24 protein-coding genes, 1 tRNA gene and 2 pseudogenes are annotated in these 24,870 nt (G+C 70.8%); 20 read left to right on the plus strand and 7 right to left on the minus strand.

Features of this window, described 5'->3' with window-relative positions:
• Positions 1 to 1,144: 1,144 nt before the first annotated feature.
• From BMY97_RS26480 to BMY97_RS26495, 4 genes are all read left to right on the plus strand, one after another.
• A complete protein-coding gene (locus tag BMY97_RS26480) occupies positions 1,145 to 1,633 on the plus strand; it encodes a hypothetical protein (protein WP_091621277.1) in 489 nt (162 codons plus the stop codon).
• Positions 1,634 to 1,748: 115 nt separating this feature from the next.
• Positions 1,749 to 2,369 carry a hypothetical protein gene (locus tag BMY97_RS26485; RefSeq protein WP_091621278.1) on the plus strand — a complete coding sequence of 207 codons (621 nt, stop codon included), beginning with the start codon at positions 1,749 to 1,751 and terminating at the stop codon, positions 2,367 to 2,369.
• Positions 2,370 to 2,627: 258 nt separating this feature from the next.
• Positions 2,628 to 3,170, plus strand: coding sequence for a DUF2716 domain-containing protein (locus tag BMY97_RS26490; RefSeq protein ID WP_177231562.1), 543 nt, complete (start codon positions 2,628 to 2,630; stop codon positions 3,168 to 3,170).
• A gap of 97 nt (positions 3,171 to 3,267) precedes the next feature.
• A complete protein-coding gene (locus BMY97_RS26495; RefSeq protein WP_091621282.1) occupies positions 3,268 to 3,669 on the plus strand; it encodes an immunity 7 family protein in 402 nt (133 codons plus the stop codon).
• Positions 3,670 to 3,699: 30 nt separating this feature from the next.
• On the opposite strand, the gene BMY97_RS47840 is transcribed toward BMY97_RS26495, so the two are convergent.
• The 5 genes and pseudogenes from BMY97_RS47840 to BMY97_RS26510 form a co-directional block, all read right to left on the minus strand.
• Positions 3,700 to 3,939, minus strand: a complete 240-nt coding sequence (locus BMY97_RS47840; RefSeq protein WP_218156892.1) for a hypothetical protein — start codon at positions 3,937 to 3,939, stop codon at positions 3,700 to 3,702.
• A 99-nt stretch (positions 3,940 to 4,038) separates the two neighbouring features.
• A complete protein-coding gene (locus BMY97_RS47845) occupies positions 4,039 to 4,329 on the minus strand; it encodes an alkaline phosphatase family protein (protein ID WP_218156893.1) in 291 nt (96 codons plus the stop codon).
• Between the two features lie 67 nt (positions 4,330 to 4,396).
• Positions 4,397 to 4,726, minus strand: a pseudogene (locus tag BMY97_RS47850) (alkaline phosphatase family protein); the annotation flags it as partial.
• A gap of 164 nt (positions 4,727 to 4,890) precedes the next feature.
• Positions 4,891 to 5,478 carry a lytic polysaccharide monooxygenase auxiliary activity family 9 protein gene (locus BMY97_RS26505; RefSeq protein ID WP_091621284.1) on the minus strand — a complete coding sequence of 196 codons (588 nt, stop codon included), beginning with the start codon at positions 5,476 to 5,478 and terminating at the stop codon, positions 4,891 to 4,893.
• 242 nt (positions 5,479 to 5,720) lie between these two features.
• Positions 5,721 to 5,793 (minus strand) — tRNA-Gly (locus BMY97_RS26510).
• A gap of 208 nt (positions 5,794 to 6,001) precedes the next feature.
• On the opposite strand from BMY97_RS26510, the gene BMY97_RS26515 reads away from it, so the two are divergent.
• The 14 genes from BMY97_RS26515 (at position 6,002) to BMY97_RS26580 (ending at position 20,378) form a co-directional block, all read left to right on the plus strand.
• Positions 6,002 to 7,615, plus strand: coding sequence for a sigma-70 family RNA polymerase sigma factor (locus tag BMY97_RS26515; protein ID WP_091621285.1), 1,614 nt, complete (start codon positions 6,002 to 6,004; stop codon positions 7,613 to 7,615).
• A 109-nt stretch (positions 7,616 to 7,724) separates the two neighbouring features.
• Positions 7,725 to 8,165 (plus strand): DUF983 domain-containing protein, encoded by a 441-nt coding sequence (locus BMY97_RS26520; protein ID WP_091621287.1) that lies wholly within the window; start codon positions 7,725 to 7,727, stop codon positions 8,163 to 8,165.
• Between the two features lie 63 nt (positions 8,166 to 8,228).
• Positions 8,229 to 9,089, plus strand: a complete 861-nt coding sequence (locus tag BMY97_RS26525; RefSeq protein ID WP_091621288.1) for an Fpg/Nei family DNA glycosylase — start codon at positions 8,229 to 8,231, stop codon at positions 9,087 to 9,089.
• A gap of 201 nt (positions 9,090 to 9,290) precedes the next feature.
• Positions 9,291 to 10,595, plus strand: a complete 1,305-nt coding sequence (locus BMY97_RS26530) for a sensor histidine kinase (RefSeq protein WP_091621290.1) — start codon at positions 9,291 to 9,293, stop codon at positions 10,593 to 10,595.
• Positions 10,596 to 10,613: 18 nt separating this feature from the next.
• Complete coding sequence (locus BMY97_RS26535) at positions 10,614 to 11,459, plus strand: S49 family peptidase (RefSeq protein WP_091621291.1); 846 nt, start codon at positions 10,614 to 10,616, stop codon at positions 11,457 to 11,459.
• A 153-nt stretch (positions 11,460 to 11,612) separates the two neighbouring features.
• The gene (locus BMY97_RS26540; protein WP_091621293.1) at positions 11,613 to 13,157 is read left to right on the plus strand and encodes a long-chain-fatty-acid--CoA ligase; all 1,545 of its coding nucleotides are present in this window, start codon (positions 11,613 to 11,615) and stop codon (positions 13,155 to 13,157) included.
• Positions 13,158 to 13,166: 9 nt separating this feature from the next.
• Entirely contained in the window at positions 13,167 to 14,312 is a 1,146-nt protein-coding gene (locus tag BMY97_RS26545) for a TetR/AcrR family transcriptional regulator (protein WP_091621295.1), read from the plus strand.
• 106 nt (positions 14,313 to 14,418) lie between these two features.
• Positions 14,419 to 15,252, plus strand: coding sequence for a LytR/AlgR family response regulator transcription factor (locus BMY97_RS26550; protein WP_177231563.1), 834 nt, complete (start codon positions 14,419 to 14,421; stop codon positions 15,250 to 15,252).
• A 9-nt stretch (positions 15,253 to 15,261) separates the two neighbouring features.
• Positions 15,262 to 15,768, plus strand: a complete 507-nt coding sequence (locus tag BMY97_RS26555; protein WP_091621298.1) for a hypothetical protein — start codon at positions 15,262 to 15,264, stop codon at positions 15,766 to 15,768.
• 67 nt (positions 15,769 to 15,835) lie between these two features.
• Positions 15,836 to 17,623 carry a sodium/solute symporter gene (locus BMY97_RS26560; RefSeq protein ID WP_091621300.1) on the plus strand — a complete coding sequence of 596 codons (1,788 nt, stop codon included), beginning with the start codon at positions 15,836 to 15,838 and terminating at the stop codon, positions 17,621 to 17,623.
• Between the two features lie 59 nt (positions 17,624 to 17,682).
• Positions 17,683 to 18,003, plus strand: a complete 321-nt coding sequence (locus tag BMY97_RS26565; RefSeq protein ID WP_091621303.1) for a DUF485 domain-containing protein — start codon at positions 17,683 to 17,685, stop codon at positions 18,001 to 18,003.
• Between the two features lie 50 nt (positions 18,004 to 18,053).
• Positions 18,054 to 18,404 (plus strand): rhodanese-like domain-containing protein, encoded by a 351-nt coding sequence (locus tag BMY97_RS26570; RefSeq protein ID WP_091621305.1) that lies wholly within the window; start codon positions 18,054 to 18,056, stop codon positions 18,402 to 18,404.
• Positions 18,405 to 18,513: 109 nt separating this feature from the next.
• Positions 18,514 to 18,741, plus strand: coding sequence for a hypothetical protein (locus BMY97_RS26575; protein WP_091621308.1), 228 nt, complete (start codon positions 18,514 to 18,516; stop codon positions 18,739 to 18,741).
• Between the two features lie 728 nt (positions 18,742 to 19,469).
• Entirely contained in the window at positions 19,470 to 20,378 is a 909-nt protein-coding gene (locus tag BMY97_RS26580) for a DUF4328 domain-containing protein (protein ID WP_342744056.1), read from the plus strand.
• 1 nt (position 20,379) lies between these two features.
• Here BMY97_RS26580 and BMY97_RS26585 read toward each other — a convergent pair whose 3' ends face one another.
• Positions 20,380 to 20,982 (minus strand): TetR/AcrR family transcriptional regulator, encoded by a 603-nt coding sequence (locus BMY97_RS26585; protein ID WP_177231566.1) that lies wholly within the window; start codon positions 20,980 to 20,982, stop codon positions 20,380 to 20,382.
• Between the two features lie 96 nt (positions 20,983 to 21,078).
• Here BMY97_RS26585 and BMY97_RS48620 point away from each other — a divergent pair, with 96 nt between their 5' ends.
• Both BMY97_RS48620 and mca read left to right on the plus strand, forming a co-directional pair.
• Entirely contained in the window at positions 21,079 to 22,845 is a 1,767-nt protein-coding gene (locus BMY97_RS48620) for an MFS transporter (RefSeq protein WP_245787508.1), read from the plus strand.
• Positions 22,842 to 23,651 carry a mycothiol conjugate amidase Mca gene (gene mca / locus BMY97_RS26600; RefSeq protein WP_091621313.1) on the plus strand — a complete coding sequence of 270 codons (810 nt, stop codon included), beginning with the start codon at positions 22,842 to 22,844 and terminating at the stop codon, positions 23,649 to 23,651. The genes BMY97_RS48620 and mca overlap by 4 nt, the downstream gene beginning before the upstream one ends.
• A 56-nt stretch (positions 23,652 to 23,707) precedes the next feature.
• Here the strand turns inward: mca and BMY97_RS26605 are convergent.
• Positions 23,708 to 24,861: pseudogene (locus BMY97_RS26605) on the minus strand (cytochrome P450).
• Positions 24,862 to 24,870: the final 9 nt, after the last annotated feature.

Below are 24,870 nucleotides of genomic sequence, written 5' to 3' on the forward strand. Positions count from 1 at the left end.
CTCGCACCTGCCGCGCCCGCGCCCGCCGCACCCGCGCCCGCCGCGCCCGCTGTGCCTGCCGCCGCACTCGCACCTGCCGCGCCCGCGCCCGCCGCTGCCGTGCCTGCCGCAGCCGTCGCACCTGCTGTGCCTGTCGCACCTGCCGCACCCGCTGTGCCAGGCGCACCTGCCGTGCCTGTCGCACCTGCCGTGCCCGCCGTGCCAGGCGTGTCTGCGGCCGCCGCCGCACCTGCTGTGCCAGGCGCAGCCGCCGCACCTGCCGCGCTCGCCGTGCCAGGCGCGTTCGCCCTGTCAGGGGCGCCGGACAGGTCAGGCGACGCGCCGGGGGTGCCAGAGACGTTGGATGCGCCAGGCAGCTCGGGTGCGTCGGAGGTGCCAGGCGTGCTCGCCGTGCCAGGCGTGTCGGCGGTGCCGGATGCACCTGCCGCCGTCCCCGCTGCGGCTGCCGCGCTGGAGGTGTCGGCGGTGTCGTTCGCGCTTGCCGTGGTGGAGGCACTGGTCGCGCTTGCAGTGCTTTCCGCTCCGGTCATCTGGTTGGCCTCGCTTCGGCCCGGGGACGGCATCGAGTCGGTTGTGTCGGAACCGTCGGCCCAGTGGCCCGGCTCGGCGGAGTCACCCTGCCCCGCACCGCTCGGTCCACCTTGCCCACCGGAACCACTCGACGCGCCCGGACCACTCGGCCCACCTTGCCCGGCGGGGCCACCCGCCCCAGCGGAACCACCCTGCCCACCGGAACCACTCGGTCCACTCGCCCACCGCACGGGCGGCTCGCCTTTCCACCGCCCCGCGGCCGGCTGGGCGATGGGCCATACGCCGGCGTTGCCGGGACCGGCGTTGCCGGGGCCTGCGGGCCGCAGTGGGGAGGCGACCGGGGAGGCCGTGCCGCCGCCGGAGGCTTCCGCCAGGAGCTCTTCCCGCTTGCGACGGTGTTCGGCGTGGCCGATCCGGCCGGCCGACAGATCGGCGTCCAGTCGGCGGAGTTCTTCCTGCCAGCTCATCAAGCAACCCCCTGCCACCGGTTCGGGCGATAGTGTTTCATGCCCCCGGGCCTGCGGAGGTTCCGGTTTGATCGACTTCTCGGGCGAGATCATGGCGCGTGCATCGCGCTACGTCCAGGGTGGGGTCCGCTCCGTAGGATCGGTGTATGTCGTCCGCTCGCGGTGAGCTCGCCGCCCTGGCCGTTGACCGGCTCGCCGGCCGGGCCGTGTACTCCGGTGACCTGGTCGACGCCGGGGGCCGCGCGCTGGTCGAGGGAGTGGACTCGCCCTCGCTGCCGGAGCTCGCCGGGCTCGGCCGGGACGACGCCGACGCGCCGGACGTGTTCGCCCGGGTCGTCCACGAGCTGGGCATCGAGCTGCCGGCCGACGCCACGGCGGCGCGTTGGCAGCTGCTCGGCGAGAGCCTCGGCGCGATGGTGCGCGGCGAGGCGACACCCGCCAAGTCCAGCGGGCCGGTCGTGGAGTTCGACCGGCTGTTGGGCTATCCGGGTGTACTTCGCGAACTCGTCCGCTGGTTCGCGATGCTCGACGCCTGGATTCCCACCGACGTCACGCCGGTCAGCTTCTGCGAGCAGCAGATCCTCGAACAGGCCCGGCTCGTGCTCGCGGGACCGTGGCCGCCCGTCACCCGTTGAGACGCAAAAACTGTCGTACACATGTTCTAAAATTGGCAGAGTCCAGGGGAGACGCCGCCCAAGCCACGGGCGGCGTCGAGGAACACCGAGGCGTTCGGACCGGAAGGCGGCTGCCATGCCCGTTGCAGGATCGGCCTACATCACCCTGCCCACGTTCGTCGGGTACAGCGCGAGTTCGGGGCCCTCGCGCTCGTCGTTCGTGCGCCGCCAGCGGAAGTTGTACGAGGACCCGGCGCGGGCCGCGTTCAACTACTACCGGCGGGCGGCGAACGCCGTCCGGGCCGGCCGCGCCGCGAGGCAGGACGAGGTGGCGATGCGCTCGCTGGTCCACAACGCCGACGACCGCACGCGCCCGCACTACACCGCCATCGCCGAGGGCTGGCTGCGCTACCTCGGCCGCCGCGACCCCAGGCTGGTCGAGGTCGGGCGGGCGCGGATCCCGCTCGGCGAGCTGGAGGTGGGCGTCAGCCCGCAGCTCGGCCTGCGCAAGAGCAACGGCCACCGGTACGCCACCTGGCTGTACTTCAAGGAGGAGCCGCTGAGCCGCGACGCCGCGCAGCTCGCCCTGTGGCTGCTGGACCAGGGCATGCCGGACGTCCTGCCGGGCGGGGAGCCGCTGGTCGTGGATGTCCGCCGGGCCAAGGAGTTCACGCTCACTGCGCGCGACCGCGAGCGGCTGCGGCCGTGGGCGCGCAGCGAGGCGTCGGCGTTCATGACGCTGTGGGAGGCCGCGTGAGCTGAGCTTCACCCGGGGCGTGCGGGGGATTCACCCGTACGCCCTGGGCGCCCGCCGGGTCGCTCACGGAGCGCGACCACGTACCGTCACTGTTCGAACGCTCCGTGGCGAAGATCGGCTGCCCACGGCCACTGCGAAAGAACGCACCCGGTCGGGTGACGGATTCGCGGCGGGCCTGGCTGGACTGGACATTCGGGGCGTCGGACACGAAGCTTTCCCGCAGTCTTCATCCCGGCCGATAACCCCGAGGTCGAATAAGTGAACGCAGCAGCCTGGGAGCCGCTCTCGCGAGTGGCCGACGAGCCCGCCTGGTACTGGGTCTACAACAAGCTCGGCTTCTGGCCGAGCACCTTCGCGCACGACTGGCCCGGCTTCCGCGAGCCCGCGCCGTCGCGGACCTGGGACCTTTCGGCAGGTGATTACGACCGCGGGTCGGCGGAGTTCCGGCTCGGCCCGTACACGGTCGACGAGCCGGAGATCGCCAGGATCGTACTGGCGGCGCTGAAGGATTCCGTCGGCCCGGACGACTGGCTGTGGGTTCTGCACTGGCAGCACCAGTCGTTCAAGTTCTGGCCGCACCGGATGGCCGAGGGCGCCGCCTGGCCGGTGCCGGTCTTCCCGCGCGGCGACTACCACCTGTTCCTCGCCGAGGACTTCAGTTACGGCACCCTCGGCCACCCGTGGGAGCGCACCCTCTGCGCGTTCGGCGAAAAGCTCCTCCCCGCGGTGGAACGCCACGGCGAAGGCGTGCTGACCAACGTCCTGCGCCGCGACGGCTCGCCCAGCGCACTGGCGCGCTGAGCACCCGGGCCGGCTCGAAGATCAAGTGCGCCGGCGCGGGTGCGGACCCGGCGCACCGGAGCATTGGCGCAGCTAGCGGCGCTGCTACCTTCTGCGGGTGTTCGAATACCACGGCTGGGTGACCATCGCCGCCACCACAAGCGGCGACGACGACGCGGCGCTGCTCGAGCGTCTCATCGAGCGGGTCCACCGCGCCATCCGCGACAGCCACGCGCTCGACCTGGTCGACCTGCGCTGGAGCGCCGGCCTGCCGATGCTCCACCTCGGCGGCTTCGACAAGCACGGCGGCGGGATCGCCCCCGAACTGCTGAAGACCTTCTCCCGCGTCGGCGAGCTCGCGCCCGGCTCGTACGGCCTCCTGCACGTCTGGGACGACCAGGATCCCGAGCACGACAACGAGTTCCGCGTCTTCCGCATGGCCCGCGGCCAGGTCACCGAGCACCCCGACACCCACCTGACGCCGGTCGCGCCGACGGTCCTGGACGTCTACGAACTCTGACCGGCCGCGGGCCCCCGCAAACGCCGGAAGCTAGTGGTGCTTCGGCGTCTGTGGCCGGTGACCGGGCTCCTGGCGCGGCGGCTGCTGGTTCGTGCCGGGGAAGGTCGGGGCCGGCAGGTTCGCCGCCTCGTAGCGGGACAGACAAAGCGTGAGCGGGCCGCTCGTGTCCGGCAGGGTCGGCGACTGGGCCTTGTGGTCGTCGAAGCGGAAGGCCGACGTGAGGTCGCCGAAGGTACGGCGGCGCCAGTCCGAGATGTTGGGCTCGGCCACGCCCGTCACCTTCTCCAGGAACTGGAGCGTCGACGTGTGGTCGAAGGTCTCGCTGCACGCCGACGGACAGGCCGTTGCCCAAGGTGTCGCCAGGCGAGGTCAAGGTCGCGAACTCGTGCGGCGTGCCCGGCGCCGGGACCGGCGGGATGACGTGGTCGAACAGGCCTCGTTCTCGTCGTAGTTGAGGATGAACGCGGTCTTCGCCCACACCTCCGGGTTGGACGCGATCGCGTCGATCTTCGACGCCACGAACGCCGCGCCCTCGGCGGGCGTGTAGTCCGGGTGCTCCGAGGCGGTCGAGGTGCAGATGATCCACGACACCGTCGGCAGCTTGTCGTTGCGCGCGTCGTACTCGAACTGGCCCTCGGGACGGTGGGTCAGGCCGTTCACCGCGAGCGGCGAATCGGCGGGCGCCGTGCTCGCCGTCCGGGTCGATCGTGCCGGTCATCCACATCATCCGGTTCGGCCAGGTCGGGCCGAGCACCGAGCAGCGGTAGGCGTCGCAGACCGTGAACGCCTCCGCCAGCGCGAACTGGAACGGCAGGTCCGCGCGGGTGTGGTAGCCCATCACGTACGGGCCGTTCTTGCCGTCGGCCTTGCGGTGCGCCGGCAGCCAGTTGTCCATCTTGCCGCCGTTGAGCGCGTCGTGCTGCACCTGCCAGGCGTGGGAGGTGGACGGGATCTTCTGCGCGTGGGTGTCGAGGTGGAACGGCAGCGCGTAGCCGGCCGGGTTCTGGCTGCCGGACAGCGTCCCGAAGTAGTGGTCGAACGACCGGTTCTCCTGCATCAGCAGCACAACGTGCTACGACGGCGAGTCAGTTCGGTCATGGCAGTCACCCTCGTTGCGCTTCGGTCACGGGAAAGGGTCCGCGAAGAACGAACAGGGAACACACGGTGAAGACATCCGCCGAACCGGCCGATCCCGAGGAACCGGCCGGTCGGCGGGCGCGGTCAGAACGTGACGTCCGCGCATTGGTAGAAGGCGTTGCCGGTGTCCGCGATGTCCCAGACGCCGACGATCATGTGCCGTCCCGACTTGCCCGAGGGCAGCGTTCCGGTGTGCGCCACGCTCGTCGGCGGCTGCTGCCCGTTGTAGGGCACGGTGAGGAACGGGGTGAGGTCGAGCTGCGCCCGGGTGAGCGGCGCGGTCGGGTCCCAGCCGTCCTTGGTGACGAAGTAGCGGAACGACGTCGTGGCGTGGGCGGCGGTCAGTGTCCACTTGAACGTGTAGGTGCCGCCGCTGGTCAGCTGCGACGTCGGCCAGGTGCCGCCGCGCATGTCGTCGAGCTGCGCGAATCTGCTGATGCCGGCCGAGCAGATCTGGCCGTCCGCGGGCCCGGCTTCAGGAAACCCCTTGGGCCCCTCCGTGCTCTGCGGTTCGTACTGGATGTCGCCGCAATCGCCGACGGCGCCGATCGAGCAGTTGTACGCCCGGCTCGGCGGCGCCGTCGTATACCCGTGCCCCCATGCGACGCCGGTCCACACCAGCGGAAGCGCGAGCGCTCCCGCCATGGCCACCAAAACCTTCTTCGTACGCATGTGACTCCTCTCACAGAGTGTGTCACAGAGTGTGAACCCATCCGCGAATGGTTCAGACCACTAAACGCCGCAACCCAAAATTCGGCGCTCGGCCCAGCAGTATCGGCCGGTCGGCGGCAGCCGATCTCACCCGTGCTGGTTCAGCACCGTCCGCACCGTCGGGGTCCGGGGGCTCGGCCCCCGGGAGATATGGCGAAGGGCCTGTGTTCGCGCATTCTGCGAACACAGGCCCTTCGGTCCTGAGCGGATGACGGGATTCGAACCCGCGACCCTCACCTTGGCAAGGTGATGCGCTACCAGCTGCGCTACATCCGCATGCACCGCTGCTTGCTCGGTGTTGGGAACACTCTATACGTCGGGCTCGCGCCACTTTCAGGGGGCCCGGCCTGCGGATCGGGGTGACTCGACCCGGTGCTTCGGTGTCACATCGGGCGTACAAGGGGTGACGACGGGCTTTTCCCTCCGTATGGTGTCCCCATTCGACCGAACGGTGAATCCTTCGGGGGAGGAGGTGCCTTGCCGGATGACCGAGCTGGGCACGGCGCCGCCACCAGCGGCCTCGGAATCCGACGAACAGGCACTGTTGCAGCGGCTCCGCAGCGGCGAGGACGCCGCGTTCGGAGAGCTGTTCGAGCTCCACGCGGCCGCGGTGCGCAGACTGGCGCAGAGCCTCGCGGCCGATCGCTCCGAGGCCGAAGACATCACGGCCGAGACTTTTTTCCGTGTGCTGCAGGCATTGCGCCGTGGCTCGGGTCCGCGCGACTACGTGCGGGCCTACCTGTTGACCGTCGCCCGGCGGGTGTCGTGGGAGTGGCACGGTGCGCGCCGCGACGTCCCGGTCACTGACGACGAGCTGACGTTCCGCGCCGGCGCCGGTGCCGACACCCATGCGCGCACCGCGGAGCACAGCCTGATCACCACGGCGTTCACCAGCCTGCCCGAGCGTTGGCGGACGGTGCTGTGGCAGACCGAGGTCGAGGGCGAGCAGCCCGCCATGGTCGCCCCGCACTTCGGGCTGAGCGCGAACGCGACGGCGGCGCTGGCCCGCCGCGCCCGGCAAGGCCTGCGCGCGGCGTACCTCCAGGCGCACCTTTCGGTGAACCAGGGGCCGGACTCGTGCCGTGCGGTCGTGGAGAAGCTGGGCGGGTTCACCGCCGGCAGCGTCACCGGCGCCGAGGCCGAGCGGATCAAGGCCCACCTGCTGGGCTGTCCTTCTTGCCGCGCGACGCAGGACGAGCTGCGTGACGTCTGCTCCTCGCTGCGTGCGCACGCCGGCGTGCTGATCCTGGCCCTGCCCGCGCTGGCCGGTGGGGTCGGCGGCACGGCCGGGCTGGCGGCGACCGTGAAGAGCGTGTTGTTCGGTTCCAAGGTGAAGGTCGGCCTCGCGCTGGTCTCGGCGGCCGCCGCCGGGGTGGTCGGGGTGACCGCCGGCCCGGTGGTCTTCGGCACGCACCCCACGCAGAACGTCGGACTGGGCGGTGGCGCGCCGGAGCTGGCGCTGCAGCCGCCCGCGTCGCGCGTCCAGCCGCCGCCGCAGGTCCAGCAGGGTCCGCGGATCGTCACCGGCGAGTTGCAGGGCACGGCCCGGCCGCAGCACCAGCATTCGGCCGGCTACCACGGCGCGGCCGGGGCCGAGCTGGGCGCCAATGCCGTGCCGAACCTGCCCGGCGGGATCGGGTCGTCGTCGGCTGTCGGCCAGTCGCCGTCCGGCGGCTCACCGCGGGACGACTTGCCCGGCAGCTCGAACTCCACCGTGAACTCCACGCTGAGCACCGAAAGCTCGACCGACTCGCGGGTGGACACCCAGCCGGAGATGTCCTCCACCTCGACCGATCCGAGCTGCGGCACCAACCCGACGCTGGACAGCACGTACGCGCCGCCGCCGTCGGACTACCTGCCGCCGACCTACGAGCCGCCGTCGGTGACGACCACGCCGACGCCCACCGGCGCTTCGACCTCGGACGCGGACTCGGCACCGGCGAAGTCCGCGCAGTCAGCGGGCTCCTCGGACTCTTCGGGCACCGGGAAGACGTCTTCGTGGCGGTCGGAACAGGTGGCGAGTTCCCAGACCTCGGGAAGCACCACCTCGGAGGACGTCACCGATTCGGCCGATTCCGATTCGTCCGCGACCCCCTGAGCAGCGGTAACCGGGCAAACCTCTCGCCACGCTACGTGACCGCCTCGCGCCGCAAGGCCTCGTCACGGTAGCGTTGCCTGAGTTCGAGCGTCGCCCGGGAGGCAACAGGATGAACCGGCTGGTGCGCGGCGAGGACGGTCGCGACTGGGTGGTCCGTGCCCAGATGGAATGGCGTGCGCCGGTCACGGCGGACGATTTCGAACACGATGTCGCGGGCACCTACGGCCCGGGGATCGCGATGATCGTGGTGACCGCGTTCCTCGCCGTGGTGCTGGTGGTGTGGACGCCGGAACAGGTCCGCGTCCCGGCCTGGGTGTTCCTGGCACTGGTGCTGATCCTGCTGTTCTTCCCGCTGCGCTGGATCCTGCGCCGGCCGTGGACCGTGGTCGCCGAGACCGAGGGCGACATCAGCGGCGACCGGCCGTCGGAGCGCTGGGTCGGCACGATCCGGGGCATGTTCACGGTGACCGGCGAGGTCAAGCGGATCTCGAAGACGATCCAGAAGCACTCGCTGCCGGACTTCGAAGGGCCGCTGCACCCGGTCGAATAGGGCTCCGTCGAATACCGCTGGTCAGGCCTGGCTCGAACGGCCGCCGCGGGAGAGACTGGTGCCATGCCCGAGTTGCCCGAGGTCGAAGCACTGGCTCATCACCTGCGTGAGAACGCCGTGGGCGCCACCGTGTTCCGGCTCGACGTCGCGTCGCTCAGCGTGTTGAAGACGGCGATGCCGCCGTACACCGATCTGCACGGCCGCGAGATCACCGGCGCGACGCGGCACGGCAAGCACCTCGACGTGGTCCTCGGCGACCTGCACCTGATCGTCCACCTGGCGCGCGCGGGCTGGCTGCGCTGGTCGGACCAGCTGGCGCCGACACCGTTGAAGCCGGGCAAGGGGCCGATCTCGCTGCGGGTGCACCTGGAGTCGGCGACCGGGCCGGGGTTCGACCTCACCGAGGCCGGCACGAAGAAAGGCCTGGCCGTGTGGGTGGTCAAGGACCCGGGCGAGGTGGCGAGCGTCGCGCGGCTCGGTCCGGACGCGCTTGCGATCGACGCGTCCCAGCTGCGCGAGCTGTTCGCGGGCAAGGGCACGCGGCTGAAGTGGGCGCTCACCGACCAGTCGCTGATCGCGGGCATCGGCAACGCCTACTCCGACGAGATCATGCACAAGGCCAAGCTCTCGCCGTACGCCACGGTCGGCAAGCTCGACGAGGGCGCGCTGGAGACGCTGGCCGCAGCCATCCACGACATCGAGAGCGACGCCGTCGAACGCTCGGTGGGCCAGAAGGCGGCCCGGCTCAAGGGAGAGAAGCGCTCGGGCCTGCGGGTGCACGCCCGCACCGGCCTGCCCTGCCCGGTCTGCGGCGACACCATCCGCGAGATCTCCTTCGCCGACAAGTCCTTCCAGTACTGCCCGACCTGCCAGACGGGCGGGAAGCCGCTCGCGGACCGCCGGATGTCGCGGCTGCTCAAGTAACGCCGGGTCGGCCGCCGCCGAATCTCCACCTGAGATCACCGGTCCGGCCCGGCCGAAGCAGTCGTGGTGGAAGCGGGTCCACCGCTCGGGCTGAGCCTGCGTCACCCGGTCGGGGATCGGTACGATCTGCCCACCCTCGGTCGTCAGATCCGGACAGAAAGTGGGGAGCAGGCCTTGCACCCGGTCGGTCGAGCGCAGAGCATGGACGTCGTGTCCGCCTTCCCGTACGAGCAGGTTGTCCCGTGGGCCCTCGCCGGCGTGCTGGCGGTCGTGGCCCTGGTGCTGCTGTTCCGCGTGCGCCGGCCGAAGGGCGAGATCCAGGACGCCGTGCTGCAGGCCGTGCACCGCATGTCGAAGGCGACGCCGAACCTGCGCGCCGGGCTCGACGAAGAGGCCGCCAACCGGATGACGGCGGAGCTGCTCGAGGTGCTCGACTGCCTCGCCGTGGGCATCACCGACAGTGAAGGCACGTTGCTCTCCTGGGCGGGCGAGGCCACCGAGCACTACTTCGACCTGGTCGAGGACATCGGCACCGCGCTGCGCAAGCACCGCCGCGCCGTCGCCGACCACAACAAGATGCCGTGCAACCACCGCGGCACCTGCAAGATGAAAACCGCCGCGATCGTGCCGATACTGGTCGAGGGCGAGGCCGAGGCGACGCTGATCGTGGTCGGGCGCACGCGGGGCAAGCTCGTGCAGATGGCCGAGGCCGTCGGGCAGTTCGTCTGCACGCAGTTCGAGCTGGCGCGCCTGGAAGAGTCCCGGAACCAGCTGCAGCAGGCCGAGATCAAGGCCCTGCGCGCGCAGATCTCGCCGCACTTCGTCTACAACGCGCTGAACACGATTTCCGCGCTGATCCGCACCGACCCCGAAGAGGCGCGGGAGCTGCTGCAGGACTTCGCGGACTTCACGCGTTACTCGTTCCGCACCTCCGGCATGTACACCACGCTGGCCGAGGAGCTGCGCAACATCGACCGTTACCTGACCATCGAGAACGCCCGCTTCGGCGGCCGGCTCGAGGTCCGGATGAAGATCGCGCCCGAGGTGCTGAGCGTCGTCGTGCCGTTCCTGATCATCCAGCCACTGGTGGAGAACGCCGTGAAGCACGGCCTGGCGAGCAAGCCGAGCGGCGGCTGCGTCACCGTGATCGCGCAGGACTACGGCATGGAGGCGCTGATCAGCGTCGAGGACGACGGCATCGGCATGGACCCGCGCCAGCTCACCGACCTGAAGAACGCGCACCGCACCGGCGCCCACGTCGGCCTCGGCAACATCAACCAGCGCATGCGCCAGGTCTTCGGCGAGGACTACGCGCTCACCGTCGACACCGCGCCCGGCGCGGGCATGAAGGTGACGCTGCGGGTGCCCAAGTTCAAGCTCGGCGTCCGCCCGAACATGCCGGACTATTCGGCCGACGTGCCGCCGCAGGGCGGGCCCGAAGAGGACGACTCCGTCGAGCACAACGGCGTGAACGGGTCGCGCTCGGGAATGCTGCCCGCGGTCTGAGGTGGCTAGCCTGGTGGGATGAGCGTTACCGACAAGCTGACTTCCCGCCTGCCCGTGCTCGGTGACCGGGGTGAGCGCAAGGACGTCGTCGCCGTGGTGAAGCTGCACGGTGTGATCACGCCTTCGCCCTCGCCGCTGGCGCGTGGCTCGATCAACCTCGCCACCGTCGAGACGGCGCTGACCAGGGCGTTCGGCTACGACCGGCTGAAGGCCGTGGCGCTGCTGATCAATTCACCGGGCGGTGCGCCGACGCAGTCCGGGCTGGTCGCGGAGCGGATCCGCCAGCTCGCGGACGAGAAGAACGTGCCGGTGCTCGCCTTCGCCGAGGACGTCGCGGCGTCCGGTGGTTACTGGCTGGCCTGCGCGGCCGACGAGATCTTCGCGCACCGCACGTCGATGGTCGGTTCCATCGGCGTGATCAGCGGCGGGTTCGGCTTCACCGGGCTGCTCGAGCGCTTCGGCATCGAGCGCCGGCTGCACACGGCGGGCGCGAACAAGTCGCGGCTCGACCCGTTCAGCCCGGAGAAGCCCGAGGACGTCGAGTGGCTGAAGAAGATGCACGGCCAGCTCCACGAGCTGTTCGTCGACTGGGTCAAGGAGCGCCGCGGCGCCCGGCTGGACGGCGCCGAGGACCTGTTCACCGGTGATGTCTGGCTCGGCCAGAAGGCGCTGGACCTCGGCCTGATCGACGGGCTCGGCTCGCTGCGCCAGATCATCGGCGAGCGGTACCCGGACGCCGAGATTTCCGTGGCAGAGCCGAAAAAGCCGCTGCTCGCGCGGCTCGGCATCGGCGCGCCCGCCGCGGCGTCCGCGCTGCTCGACGCCGTGACCACCAAGGCCGCCTGGTCCCGCTTCGGCCTCTGAGGCTGTTCCGGCTTCCCCGGCTCTGCCGAGGCCGGGGAGCCGGTGGCCCTTGCCGCCTTAAGTGAATTAGCGCTAGCCTATGTGAATCAACGCTAGGGCCGGTGAGGGAAACCGTTGCCGCCATTGAGGGTTCTGAACCGCAAAGGAGCGGCCATGTACCTCACGCAGACGCTGCACCGGGCCCTGCAGCAGGGCCCGGACCGGCCGATGACCGTGTTCGGCGACCGGGTGCGCACGGTCGCGGAGTCGGCGGACCGCGTGGCCCGCCTGGCCGGCGCGTTACGCGGGCTGGGCGTCGGCTCCGGCGACCGCGTCGCGATCCTCGCCCTCAATTCGGACCGCTACCACGAATACCTGCTGGCCACGCCGTGGGCGGACGCGGTGCTGAACCCGGTGAACGTCCGGTGGAGCGCCGCCGAGATCGCGTACGCCCTGGAGGAGTCCGACACGCGGATCCTGCTCGTGGATGACACCTTCGTCCCGATGATCCCGTCGCTGCGGGAGAAGTTCCCCGGACTGTCCACAGTGGTCCATCTCGGCGACGGCGCCGCGCCCGGGGGGCTGCTCTCCTACGAGGAGCTGATCGCCTCCTCCGATCCCATCGAGGACGCCCGGCGCGGCGGCGACGAACTGCTCGGCGTCTACTACACCGGCGGCACCACGGGCACCCCCAAGGGCGTGATGCTCAGCCACCGCAACCTGTTCACCTCCGCGATCGGCAGCCTCGCCACCGGCACGTTCCACACCCCGGGCGGGCGGCTGCTGCACTCCGCGCCGATGTTCCACCTGGCCGACGGCGCGTCGTGGGCCTCGGGCCAGCTGGTCGGCGCGACGCAGGTGATGGTCCCGTCGTTCACCCCGACCGGCGTGCTCGAGGCCGTCAGCCGCGAGCAGATCACCGACGCGCTGCTGGTGCCGACCATGATCCAGCTGCTGGTGGACCACCCCGACGTGCCGAAGTTCGACCTGTCGTCGTTGAAACACGTGGTCTACGGCGCGTCGCCGATCTCCGAGGCGGTGCTGGAACGCGCGCGCAAGACGTTCCCGGGCGCGGAGTTCACTCAGGCGTACGGGATGACGGAGCTTTCTCCCGTCGCCACGCTGCTGCTGCCCGCCGACCACGAGAACCCGTCGCTGCGCCGGTCCGCCGGGCGGGCCGCGCCGCACGCCGAGGTGCGCATCGTCGACCCGGACGACAACGAGGTGCCGCGCCACACCGTCGGCGAGGTGGTCAGCCGAGGCGACCACGTGATGCTCGGTTACTGGAACCGTCCCGAGGAGACGGCGACCGCGTTGCGCGGCGGCTGGATGCACACCGGCGACGGCGGCTACATGGACGAGAACGGCTACGTCTTCGTGGTCGACCGGATCAAGGACATGATCGTCTCCGGCGGCGAGAACGTGTACTCCGCCGAGGTGGAGAACGCGTTGGCCAAGCACCCGTCGGTGGCCGCGTGCGCGGTGATCGGCGTGCCCGACGACCGGTGGGGCGAGCGGGTGCACGCCGTGGTCGTGCTGCTGGACGGGCTGCAGGCCGACGAGGCCGGGCTGCGCGACTTCTGCCGGGACGCGATCGCCGGGTACAAGGTGCCGCGTAGCTTCGAGTTCGCCGAGGCGCTGCCCATGTCGGGCGCGGGCAAGATCCTCAAGCGGGAGTTGCGCCGGCAGCACTGGGGCGAGCGCGAACAGGTGAACTGAAGGAGAACCATGGCCGCGCCGACGTCGCCCCCGAGGGGCACCCGGCCACGCAACCGCCGCGAGCTGATCATCGCGGCGGCCGGTGACCTGTTCGTCCGCGACGGCTACTCGCGGGTGGCGATGAGCGACATCGCCGAGGCCGTCGCGATTGGGCCATCCGCGCTGTACCGGCACTTCCGCGGCAAGCAGGAGCTGCTCGGGGCCGTGGTGCTGGACGCGTTCTCCACCATCGGCGCGGCGGTCGACGGCTCGGCCGACGTCTGCGCCGCGCTCGCCGACGCCGTCCTCGACCACCGCGGCCTCGGCGTCTTGTGGCAGCGCGAGTGCCGGCACTTGGACCCGGAAGAGCAGGAGAAGCTGGTCGCGCCGCTCGTCGGGCTGGCCGTTTGGCTCGCGGCCACCCTGCGCGACCGGCGGCGAGAGCTGACGGCCGAACACGCGGACCTGCTGGCGTGGACCGTGCTCGGCGCGCTGATGAGCGTCTCGTTCCAGCGGGTGGAGCTGCCGCGGCCGGAGTACGTGGCCCTGCTGCGGGCGGTGGTGACGGCCGTGGCCGACGTGGACCTGGCCGCGGCGCCGGCCGTGGCGACCCCGGCCGAGTCCGCGCCGGACCCGGAATCCCGCCGCGAGCTGCTGCTCGACGCCGCGATCCGGCTGTTCGCCGAGCGCGGGTTCGACGGCGTCGCGATCGAGGAGATCGCCGCGGCCGCGGGCATCGCCGGGCCGAGCATCTACCACCACTTCGCGAGCAAGCGCGAGCTGCTGCTCACCGCAATGCTCGACGGTGCCGAGCAGCTCGACCTCGGGCTCACGAAGGCGCTCGAGAAGCCTTCGCCGGACGCTGCGTTAGGGGAGCTTCTCGGCTCGTACGCCGGCTATTCCCTGACCCACCACGCCGTGGTCGAGGTGCTCGTGGCGGAGGTCGCGCCCGAACCCGAGCGGCACCGGATGAGGCAGGCGCAGCACGACTACATCGCCGCGTGGGTGCGGCTGCTGCGCGAAACGCGCCCCGGGATGGGGCCGCAGGAAGCGCGCGTACGCGTCCAGGCCGTGCTGACCGTGCTCAACGACGTGAGCCGGACCCCGCATCTGCGCGCACTGCCCGGAATCGCCGGATACCTGCGCGCACTCGGGGTAACCCTGTTGGCCCTGTGACCGTGCCGGACGCGTGACCGCGCTTTCCGGCAAAGGGGTCGTCCGCCGACCACTTCGGGGCAGAAGCCCGAGGCGGGACTGGACATTGCACTCGGCAATGGGCAGGATGCGATTCACTGTGAGTGCTCACGACGACACCCGGAAGCTCATCGTCCTGGCGGTGGACGACGAGCCAAACGGCCTGGACATGCTGACCGAACGTCTCGAGAACAACCAGCACGTCGCCCGGGTCTTCAAGGCGCTGGACGCCTCCGACGCGCTGCGCCTGTTCTCGCACGACGACCCGGAGCTGGTGGCCCGGCGCGCAATGGGCCGCCCGACCGTCGACGCCGTGTTCGCCGACATCGACATGCCCGGATTGTCCGGCATGGAGATGTCCCGGGTGATCACGGCGATGACCCCGTCGCCGGTGCTGGTGTTCGTCACCGGCCACGCCGAAGAGGCCGTGAACGCGTTCGACCTCGGCGCCGTCGACTACGTGCTCAAGCCGTTCCAGCAGGACCGGCTCGACCGCGCGGTCTCGCGTGTGCGCGAGAAGCTGACCGCGGCCGCCGCGCCGCCGCCCGGTCCGGGCCAGGGCGAGCCGGTGAAGAACGACGACGAGGTGATCCCCGTCGAGCTCGCGGGCACCACGAAGCTGATCCCGCGCTCGTCGGTCCGCTGGGTGGAGGCGCAGGGCGACTACGCCCGGCTGTTCACCACCGAGGGCAGCCACCTGGTCCGCATCCCGCTCGCCCAGCTCGAGGAACGCTGGGAGAAAGCCGGGTTCGTCCGCATCCACCGGTCGTTCCTGGTCGCGCTGCCGCTGATCACGGAGCTGCGCATGGGGCAAGGCGGCTACCAGGTCGTGATCGGCAACGAGGAGAAGGTGCTGCCGGTCAGCCGGCGCCACACCCGCGCGTTGAAGGACCGGCTGGTCGGCTCCGGCCGGGGCGGCTAGCCCCCGACCGTGACCTCGTCCGAAGACCCCTACCACCGGCTGGCGAACGGCGTCCGCAAACCGGACCCGACGCTGGGCCGAAAACCCGACGACCGCGCGGTCGTCGAGTCGGTGCCGTCCGCGCCCGAGCCGCTGCGCCCGGCCGAGCCCGCCCACGAACGGCCGAAGCGCACGCGGGTGGTCCTCGCGGACTCCCGCGCGTCGTCCGGCCGGATGCAGGCGCGGATGGAGCTGGAGGAGCAGACCAGCTGGGGGAAGCTGCTGGTCCGCGACCTGGTGAAGGTTCAGCTGCGGACCTCGGTGCTGTTCTCGCTGTTCGTGCTCTTGGTGCTCGGCTCGCTGCCGGTGCTGTTCTACGCGCTGCCGTCGTTCGCGCGGTTCACCGTGATCGGCATCCCGATCCCGTGGCTGCTGCTGGGAGTGCTGCCGTTCCCGTTCCTGTTCGTCGTCGGCCTCTGGTACAACCGGTTGGCCGAACGGCACGAACGCGACTTCGTCGACATGATCGAAAACTGAGCGCAGGGACCGGAAAGCCCCGGTAGCGGGCATGACCGGACCACGCGCACGTGCGAGGATTCGAGCCGTGCAGCTGAACCCGTGGGCCTTGACCGGCGTCGTGCTGGTCGCTTTGGCGACCTACTACCTCGGGCACCGCTCCTCGCGTTCGGCCACCACCACCCACGACTTCCTGGTCGCCCGCCGCACGGTGCGCTCGCGGCGCAACGCCGCGGCCGTCTCGGGCGAGTACCTGTCGGCGGCGTCGTTCCTCGGCGTCGCCGGGATCGTGCTGAAGGAGGGCGCCGACGCGACCTGGTACCCGATCGGCTTCACCGCCGGGTACCTCGCGCTGATGCTGTTCGTCGCCGCGCCGCTGCGCCGCTCGGGCGCGTACACGCTGCCGGACTTCGTCGAAGCGCGGCTGGGCTCGAAGGGCCTGCGCCGGTTCTCGACGGCGTTCGTGATGTTCATCGGGATCCTGTACATGGTCCCGCAGCTGCAGGGCGCCGGGCTGACGCTCGCCTCGATCCTGCCCGTGCCGATGTGGGTGGGCGCGGTGCTGGTGACGGTGCTGGTCGCGGTCAACGTGATGGCGGGCGGCATGCGCGCGATCACCGTGGTGCAGGCGTTCCAGTACTGGCTCAAGCTGTTCGCGATCGCGGTGCCGACGTTCGTGCTGTGCCTGGTCTTCTTCTCCGGCGGCGGCCCCGGCGGCGTGCGCTCGCTCGGCGCGCCCGCACCGCCGGTGTTCACCGCGGACACCAAGGTCTCGGTGCAGACCGACGTCACCGTGAAGGTCACCACGGAGACGTACTTCCACGCCTACGGCCGCATCGACGACGGCCCGGCGGGCGGCGTGGCGCGCTGGTCGCCGCTGATCCCGCACAAGGTCTCCGAGGGCACCACGCTGGAGTTCGCGGCGGGCACCCCGGTGCCGGTGATCAGCGCCGCGCCCGCGTCGAACGACGCCTGGCTGCACCCGGCGTCGGGCAACCTCACCGACCTGCTGCAGACGTACTCGCTGATCTTCGCGCTGTTCCTCGGCACCATGGGCCTGCCGCACGTGCTGGTCCGCTTCTACACCAACCCGGACGGCAAGGCCGCGCGCCGCACCACCGTGCACGTCTTGCTGTTGCTGGGCTTGTTCTACCTGTTCCCGACGATGCTGGGCGCGCTGTCGCGGATGTACGTGCCGCAGCTGCTCGTCACCGGCAACGCCGACGCGGCGGTGCTGATGCTGCCCACCGCGATGCTGCCCGGCGTGCCCGGCCAGATCCTCGCGGCGGTGGTGGCGGCGGGCGCGTTCGCGGCGTTCCTGTCCAGCTCCTCGGGGCTGCTGGTGAGCGTGTCCGGTGTGGTGTCGACGGACCTGTTTCCGGGGCGGGTCAAGGACTTCCGGCTCGGCACGGCGCTGGTCGCGGTGTGCCCGCTGGCGCTGGTGTTCGTGCTGCGCACGGAGGACATCTCGCTGTCGATCGGGATGACGTTCGCGCTCGCCGCGTCGACGTTCAGCCCGCTGCTGCTGCTCGGCGTCTGGTGGCGCAAGCTCAGCTGGCCGGGCGCGCTCGCCGGGATGGTGGTCGGCGGCGGCCTGGTGCTGGCCGCGCTGGGCATCAACATCGCGAGCGAGTACACCGGCAACTGGGCGCCCTGGTACACGATCCAGCCGGCGCTGATCACCGTGCCGGCGGCGTTCCTGACGACGTACCTGGTGAGCCGGGTGACCCGGTACGGACGCCCGGAGCTGGTCAACGACATCATGCTGCGGCTGCACGCCCCGGACCCGCTCGGCCTGATGCAGGACCGCGCCGTCGCCCGGTTCGGCCAGGCGGAGGACAAGACCAGGGCCGCGCGGGGGCGTCACCGCAAGTAGCGCCGGATTCACCTGATGCGACCAGGCGGGTTCGGCCGTCCGGGGCGGAAAATCTCCTCATGCCGGATGAGGACACCGAGCCGGACTGGACGCAGATCCAGGCGAGCCCCGAGTTCACCCTGCTCCGCCGTCAGGTGCGGGCGTTCGTGTTCCCGATGGCGGCGCTGTTTCTCGGCTGGTACCTGCTGTATGTGCTGCTGGCGGCGTACGCGCACGGGTTCATGAGCGTCCGGCTGTGGGGCGAGGTGACGGTCGGGCTGGTGATGGGGCTGCTGCAGTTCGTGTCGACGTTCCTGATCACCTGGCTGTACGTCCGCTACGCCGCCCGCCGCCTGGACCCACTGGCCGGCCGCATCCGCGCCGACGCCGAGCTGCACTGATTTCCGCCTCCTCACACGCGCGCAACGCCGCGACATGGCAGCATGGAACCGTGGTGAGCCCTGCTGAACTGCCGACCGCCGAGGTCCGCGACCTGCCGAAGGACGACGTGACCCTCCTCGACGTCCGCGAGGACGACGAATGGGCCGCCGGCCACGCCCCCGGCGCCAAACACATCCCGCTCGGCGAACTGCCCACGCGAGTCAATGAACTCGCCGAACTCCCCGACGACCAGCCCCTGTACGTGATCTGCCGCAGCGGCGGCCGCTCCGCCCGCGCGGCCGCCTGGCTCAACGCCACCGGCTGGGACGCCGTCAACGTCGCCGGCGGCATGGGCTCCTGGGCCAACGAAGGCCGCCCCATGACCACCGACCTCCCCAACGCAACCCCCGAAGTCCTCTGACGTATGCACCCAGCCCAGCCCCCCAACCCCGGCTCCGACCCGACCGCTCCGGACCCGGCCCGTCAGAGCCACCGGCCGGACCCGCGGTCGCCGGACAGCTCGGCTACCGGTGACGGTGGGGCTGCTGGTACTGGTGGGATTGACGGTGCTGCTGATGCTTCTGGCGGCGATGGTGGTGCTGGTGACAGCGCTGGTGTTGCCGTTGGAAGTGCTGCTGCCGGTGCTGTCGCTGGCTCCGGTGCCGGTTCGTCGGGTCAGTCTGCTTTGGCTGCCGGTGACCCGGGCGCTGCCGAGGTTGCTGGCTCCGCTGGCAGTGCGGCGGGCCAGTCTGCTTTAGCTGCTGGCGGCCCTGCCGCGGTTGCTGGCTCCGCTGGCGCTGCGGCGGGCCAGCCCGCTCCGACTGCTGGCGACCCTGCTGCCGCCAGTCCAGCCCCTGCCGGTTCTCCCGACCGACCTGCCCCGGCTTCCGACCGGCTGGGACAACAGTCCGTCGGCCAGCTCGGCGATCCAGCCCTCCCGGTTGCGCCAGTCCGGCCGGCCTCGCTAGGCCAGTCGGGTTTGCCGGGCCAGCACCCGGGCACCTCCCCGGCGATGCACCCTGCGCAGGTATCCGCCGCCTCCGGCTATACCTCCGCACCGGTTGCCGCCGCTTCCGGCCATGCTCCCGCGCAAGTTGCCGCGGCCTCCGGCCATACCTCCGCGCAGGTAACCGCCGCAACCGAATACACCCCCGCGCAAGTTGCGGCGGCCTCCGGATACACCCCCGCGCAGGTAACCGCCGCGTCCGGGTACACCCCAGCGTCCGGTTACCCCGCCCATCCCGGCAACGCGGCCGCGCCCGCCTACAACTCCGCGTCAGCCCAAGGTCCCCTCGGTGACCCCTCTGCGGCGCCCGGCTACCCTGCCGCCGCAGTCGGTCACCCCGGCGCGCCCGGCTACCCCGTGCAACCTGCGTATGCCGGTGCCCCCGTCGCGCGTCCGGTGCCGTTCACCTCGGCGCCTCACCAGCCCGTCTACCGCCAGCCGGCCGCGAGGCCACGGGCCGATCCGTATTCCTCCGGGCACCTGCCGGCGAGGTCGCAGCGGGCGCGCTTGCGCTGGGTGGCATCGCCGCCGCCGGGGGCTTGGCCGCGGCGGCGGTCGGTGGCGGCCGAGCCGTACAGCGGGCCGCCGTCGTACCCCGTGCCCCCGCGCTGGGGCTTCCCGAACCTCGTGTGGCGCCGCCCGACGGCCGTGCCCGGCACGGCGTCCGGCGAGGTGCGGCCCATCGACCGGGTGCCCGTCCTGGCGCGGAGCCTTGGCACGATCCTGTGGACGTTCGCGGTGCTCGCGGTCGTCGCCGCGGGCTCGGAGATCTGGCGCTACATCCTGCTGGTCCAGAGCCGCGATTCCGCGTTGAACACGTCCGTCGTCGCATACTCCGACGCCATCGTCGTCACGGCGGGGCTGCTCACCACGATCCTGTCGCTGCTGCCGGCGGGCCTTTCGGTCTGGTGGCTGCTCGTCGCGCGCCACGCCGCCGCCGACGAATCCGGCGACGACCCGCCACGCCCCGTCTGGCAGGTGCTCGTGGGGGTGCTGGTGCCGGTGGCGAACCTGCCGCTCGCGCTGTCGGTCGTCGGCGAGCTGGAGCACGCTGTGCTGCGCCGTCCGCGAGACGCCCGCCCGAAACCGTCGCGGCTCGTGTTGGCCTGGTGGGGCGCCTGGCTGGTGAACTGGATCCTGCTCGCCGTGACGATTATCTGGCGGCTCCGCCCCGGCGTCCAGGCGATGGCCGACAGCGTGGTCCTCGTCGCGATCACCGACCTCACCGCCGCCGGGCTGGCGATCGTCACCTGGCTGCTGATCCGCCGTTTCTCCGATCTCTTGATGCCCATCGCGCCCGACCGCCTCCGCAACCTGCGCGTCCTCAAGATCGACGGCGCCCCGGAGCCCGAACCGCACACCAGCCGCCCGGTCGGCGCAGCTCGCTAGGTCAGACCTCCTCCAGCGCCGGCTCCAGCTGGTCGAAAGCCTTCCTCGCCGACCTCCGCACCTTCGGCACGAGGTCCGCGGCACCCGCGAACGTCAGGTCCCAGACGTCGTCGAAAAGCAGCCGCAGCACCGACGTCAGGTGCGCCGCTGCCGCGCGCGGCAGGATGCCGCCACGGGGTTCACGGTCCAGCAGGGCGGCGGAGAGTTCCCGCTCGCGGTCGAGGTGCATCTCCGTGAGCGCCGACACCAGCCGCTCGCTGTCCCGGATCATCCGCACGAACGCGACGTCCGAGAAACCCAACAGCGCGCTTCGCTCGTCCAGCGCCGCGAAAAACCCATCGCGGATCGCCTCGAACGCCGTCCCGGACGGCCGCTGCCGCACCAACTCGGCCGGCCACACCACGAACTCCGCGCGGATGTCGAAAACCAGGTCCTCCTTCCGCGCGAAGTGATTGGTCACGGTCATCTTGGCGACGCGTGCCGCCTCGGCGACCTCGGCGATCGTCACCACGTCGAACCCGCGATCGATGAACAGCCGCGTGGCCACGTGCGAGATGTTCTGCCTGGTCTCCTGCTTCTTCTGCTCTCTGAGTCCGATGCTCATGCCTTCATCATACTAGGTCCAACCTAATTTTGTGCTTGACCTAGTTAGTGGGTTCGACCTAATCTCAGGTCCGACCTAATGAAACGGGGGGTTCAGATGACCGCTCGCCACGCCGACGCTCACCTGTGGCGCCTGGGCGGTGTGCTGATCATGGGCGCGGTGCTGTCGATCCTCGACGCGACGATCGTCTCCGTCGGGATCGGCTCGATCGCTCACGACCTGGGCAGCTCGATCACCACGGTGCAGTGGGTTTCGAGCGCGTACCTGTTGGCCGCGTCGCTGACGATCCCGCTGTCCGGCTGGCTCACGGACCGCTTCGGCGGCAAGAACGTCTGGGTCGGCGCGGTCGCGTTGTTCACCGCGGGCACGTTGCTGTGCGGTTTCGCGTGGTCGGCGCCGGCGCTGATCCTGTTCCGCGTCCTGCACGGCCTGGGCGGCGGGCTGATGCAGCCCGTCGGCCAGGCGTTGTTCGCGCAGGCCGCCGGACCGAAACTGGGCCGAATGATCGGCATGATCACCTTGCCGGCCACCGTGGCGCCCGTCCTCGGCCCACTGCTCGGCGGCGTGCTGGTGCAGGGCCTCGGCTGGCGCTGGCTGTTCTTCGGCATCGTGCCGCTCGGCGTCGCCACGCTTGTCCTCGCGCTCCGTCTCCTGCCCGCGGCCGACCCGCTCGAAACCCGCGAGCCAGCCCGTGCCGACCCTCGCGATCCGGCCGCGCCGACGAGATCGGCCGCGGATGCGCAGACTGGCCCGACGGTGTCCGCGGAATCGGCGGTCCGGACGGGACCGGCTGTTGAGCTGCGACCGGCTGGGCCGGCGGGGCGGGCCATGAGCGTGGGACCGGCTGTTCAGCTGCGACCGGCCGGTTCGGAGGGGCGGGCTATGGACGTGGGGCCGGTTGTTGAGCTGCGACCGGCTGGGTCGGACGGGCAGGCTATGGACGTGGGACAGGCTGCTCAGCTGACACCAGCTGGGTCGGAGGGCGAGGCCATGAGCGCGAGACCAGCTGTTCAGGCGAGATCGGCCGAATCGACCGCAGTGGCCGTGGCGGCGAGATCCACTGTCCCGACAGCGTCCGCGAAGTTGGGCGCGACCCAACGAGAAGTGAGGCGCGATCCGCTCGACGTCCGCGGCCTGCTCCTCCTCCCTCCCGGCCTCGCCGCGCTCGGTTACGGCCTGGGCGATGGCAGCGGCGTTTTCGCGATCGTCGGCGTCGTCCTCCTCGTCGCGTACGGTCTGCACGCGCGGACCGTCCGCGCGCCACTGCTTGACCTGAAGTTGTTTTCCCGCAAGGAATTCGCCGTCGCGAGTGCGAGCACGTTCCTGCTCGGTGCGTCGCTGTACAGCTCGATGCTGCTGCTTCCGCTCTACTACGAGCAGGTCGAGCACACGAGCGCCCTCACCGCCGGTCTGCTGCTCGCGCCGCAAGCGCTCGGTTCAGCGGTGGTGCTGCTCGCGGGCGGCAAACTGCTCGTTAGGTTCGGCCCACGCACGATGATGCTGGCCGGCATCGGACTGTCGCTGCTGGGGACAATCGCGTTCACGCAACTCGGAAATGGGCCGAACCCACTGTTGCTCACGATGTCACTGCTGGTCCGTGGGCTGGGCCTCGGCGCGACGACCACGCCCGGCATGACGATGCTCTACAGCTCCCTCGATCGCAGCCGCATCCCGCGTGCGGCGAGTGCGATCAACGTCGTCAACCGCGTCGGCGGGTCGTTGGGGACTGCGCTGCTCGTCGCGGTCCTGCACTCCGAGCCGGACGGCGCCGGTTCGTTCGGCACCACGTTCACCTGGACGCTCGGGCTGTCCGTGCTGAGCCTCGTGCCCGCCGTCTTCTTTCCGAAGGGAGCGCGGAAATGACCCTCCGCCTGTTGTCCGTCCACGCCCATCCGGATGACGAGTCCAGCAAGGGCGCGGCCACCCTGGCCCGTTACGCCGCCGAGGGCGTCGACGTCCTGGTCGCCACCTGCACCGGCGGTGAACGAGGAGATGTGCTCAACCCAGCGTTGGACCGGCCCGAGGTGTGGGCGGATCTGCCCGCCGTCCGCCGCCGCGAGATGGCTGCTGCGGCGGAGATTCTCGGTGTGCGCCAACGGTTCCTCGGCCACGTCGACTCCGGCCTCCGCGAGCCGCTCCCGGACGGCTGTTTCGCCCGACTGTCCATTGAGGACGCGATGCGGCCGCTGGCGGAGCTGATGCGCGAATTCCGTCCACAGGTGGTGATCACTTATGACGAAACGGGAGGTTATCCACATCCTGATCACATCCGGACCCACGAGGTCACCCGCGCGGCCTTCGAGGCTGTGGACAACGGCGAGCCGCGCAAGCTGTACTACCAGGCCACCCTCAGCCGGGCGTGGTTCCAGGCCATGCACGACGCGACGCTCGCGGCAGGCCGAGAGTCACTGATGGGCCCGGTCCTCGCGGAACTGCCACCGACCGGCGGACCGGCCGTCACCACGAAGATCCGCTGCGAGCAGTACTTCGACGCCCGTGACCGAGCCCTGCGCGCGCACGCCAGCCAATCCGACCCGGCGCACCCGTTCTTCGCCCACTCCCGGGATGTCGAACGCGCCGCCTGGCCCTTCGAGGACTACCACCTGGCGGTCACGAATGTCCCCACCACATCGGGCATCGAGGACGACCTGTTCGCCGGAATCCGCTGACCCGCACAGCCAGCGTCAGGACGAGCGTGCCCAAGAACCGGGGACCGGCCACCGTCTCAGAGGGTCACCGGCAGGGTTCGCAGGCCGCGGATGACGAATTCCGGGCGGCGCTCCGGGGCGGACGCCAGGCGCAGGCCCGGGAGTCGTGAGGTCAAGGCCGTCAGCGCGGCTGCGATCTCCACCCGGGCCAGTGGTGCGCCGATGCAGTAGTGGATGCCCATGCCGAAGCCGAGGTGGGCGTTGGGCGTGCGGCCGATGTCCAGGAGGTCCGGCTCGTCGAACACCTTCGGGTCGCGCGCGGCTGCGCCGAGCAGCGCGCCGATCTTCCGGCCGCGCGGCACGGGGAAGCCGGCGATCTCGACGTCCTCCGTGGCGGTGCGTTCGAAGAGCTGCAGTGGCGCGTCGAAGCGGATCAGCTCCTCGACGCAGGTGTCCAGCAGCGTCGGGTCGGCCACGAGCCGCTCCCATTGCGCGCGGTGGGTGAGGAGGGCGGTGACGCCGTTGCCGATCACGTTGACCGTCGCCTCGTGGCCCGCCATGAGCAGCAGGACGGCGGTGGCCACGACCTCGTCCGGGCTCAGCTCGCTGGCCCGCAGGTCGGCGACGATGCCGCGCGGCGTGCCGCGGACCACGTCGCGCAGGTACTCGACGAAGTCGGCGGCGGCCTGCTCCGCGGCGTCGCGGCCGGGCTCGGGCTGGCCGTACTCGTACATCTTGACGATGGCGTTGCTCCAGGTGACCAGCCGTGGCCCGTCGTCGGCGGGGATGCCGAGCAACTCCGCGATCACCGCGACCGGCAGGGGCTGGGCGAGGTGTTCGAGCAGGTCGGCCTGGCCGTCCGCGGCGATTTGCCCGCCAGCTCCGTCACCATCGCCTCCGCGACGCGCGCCACCATCGGCTGCAGACGCTGCACGTGGCCACGGCCGAACTCGCCGGCGATCACGCGCCGCAGCCGCGTGTGGGCGGGCGGCTCGTTCTCCAGCAGGGAGTTGCGGTGCAGGAGGTTGAAGGACGCGAAGCGCTCCAGTGGTTGCGCGTCCGTCCAGATCCGGCCGAGCCCGCGGTGCCGAAGCACGGCGGCGGACGCGGCATGCGACACCGTGATCGCTAGGTCGAGCCCATCGTGACGGTGCACCTCGCCTTCGGCGCGCAACGCGGCGAACGCGGGGTACGGGTCGGCGAGGAACGCGGGATCACGAGGGTCGAACACCAGCCGACT

Source organism: Amycolatopsis saalfeldensis (genome assembly GCF_900110575.1).
GTDB classification, from domain to species: Bacteria; Actinomycetota; Actinomycetes; order Mycobacteriales; family Pseudonocardiaceae; genus Amycolatopsis; species Amycolatopsis saalfeldensis.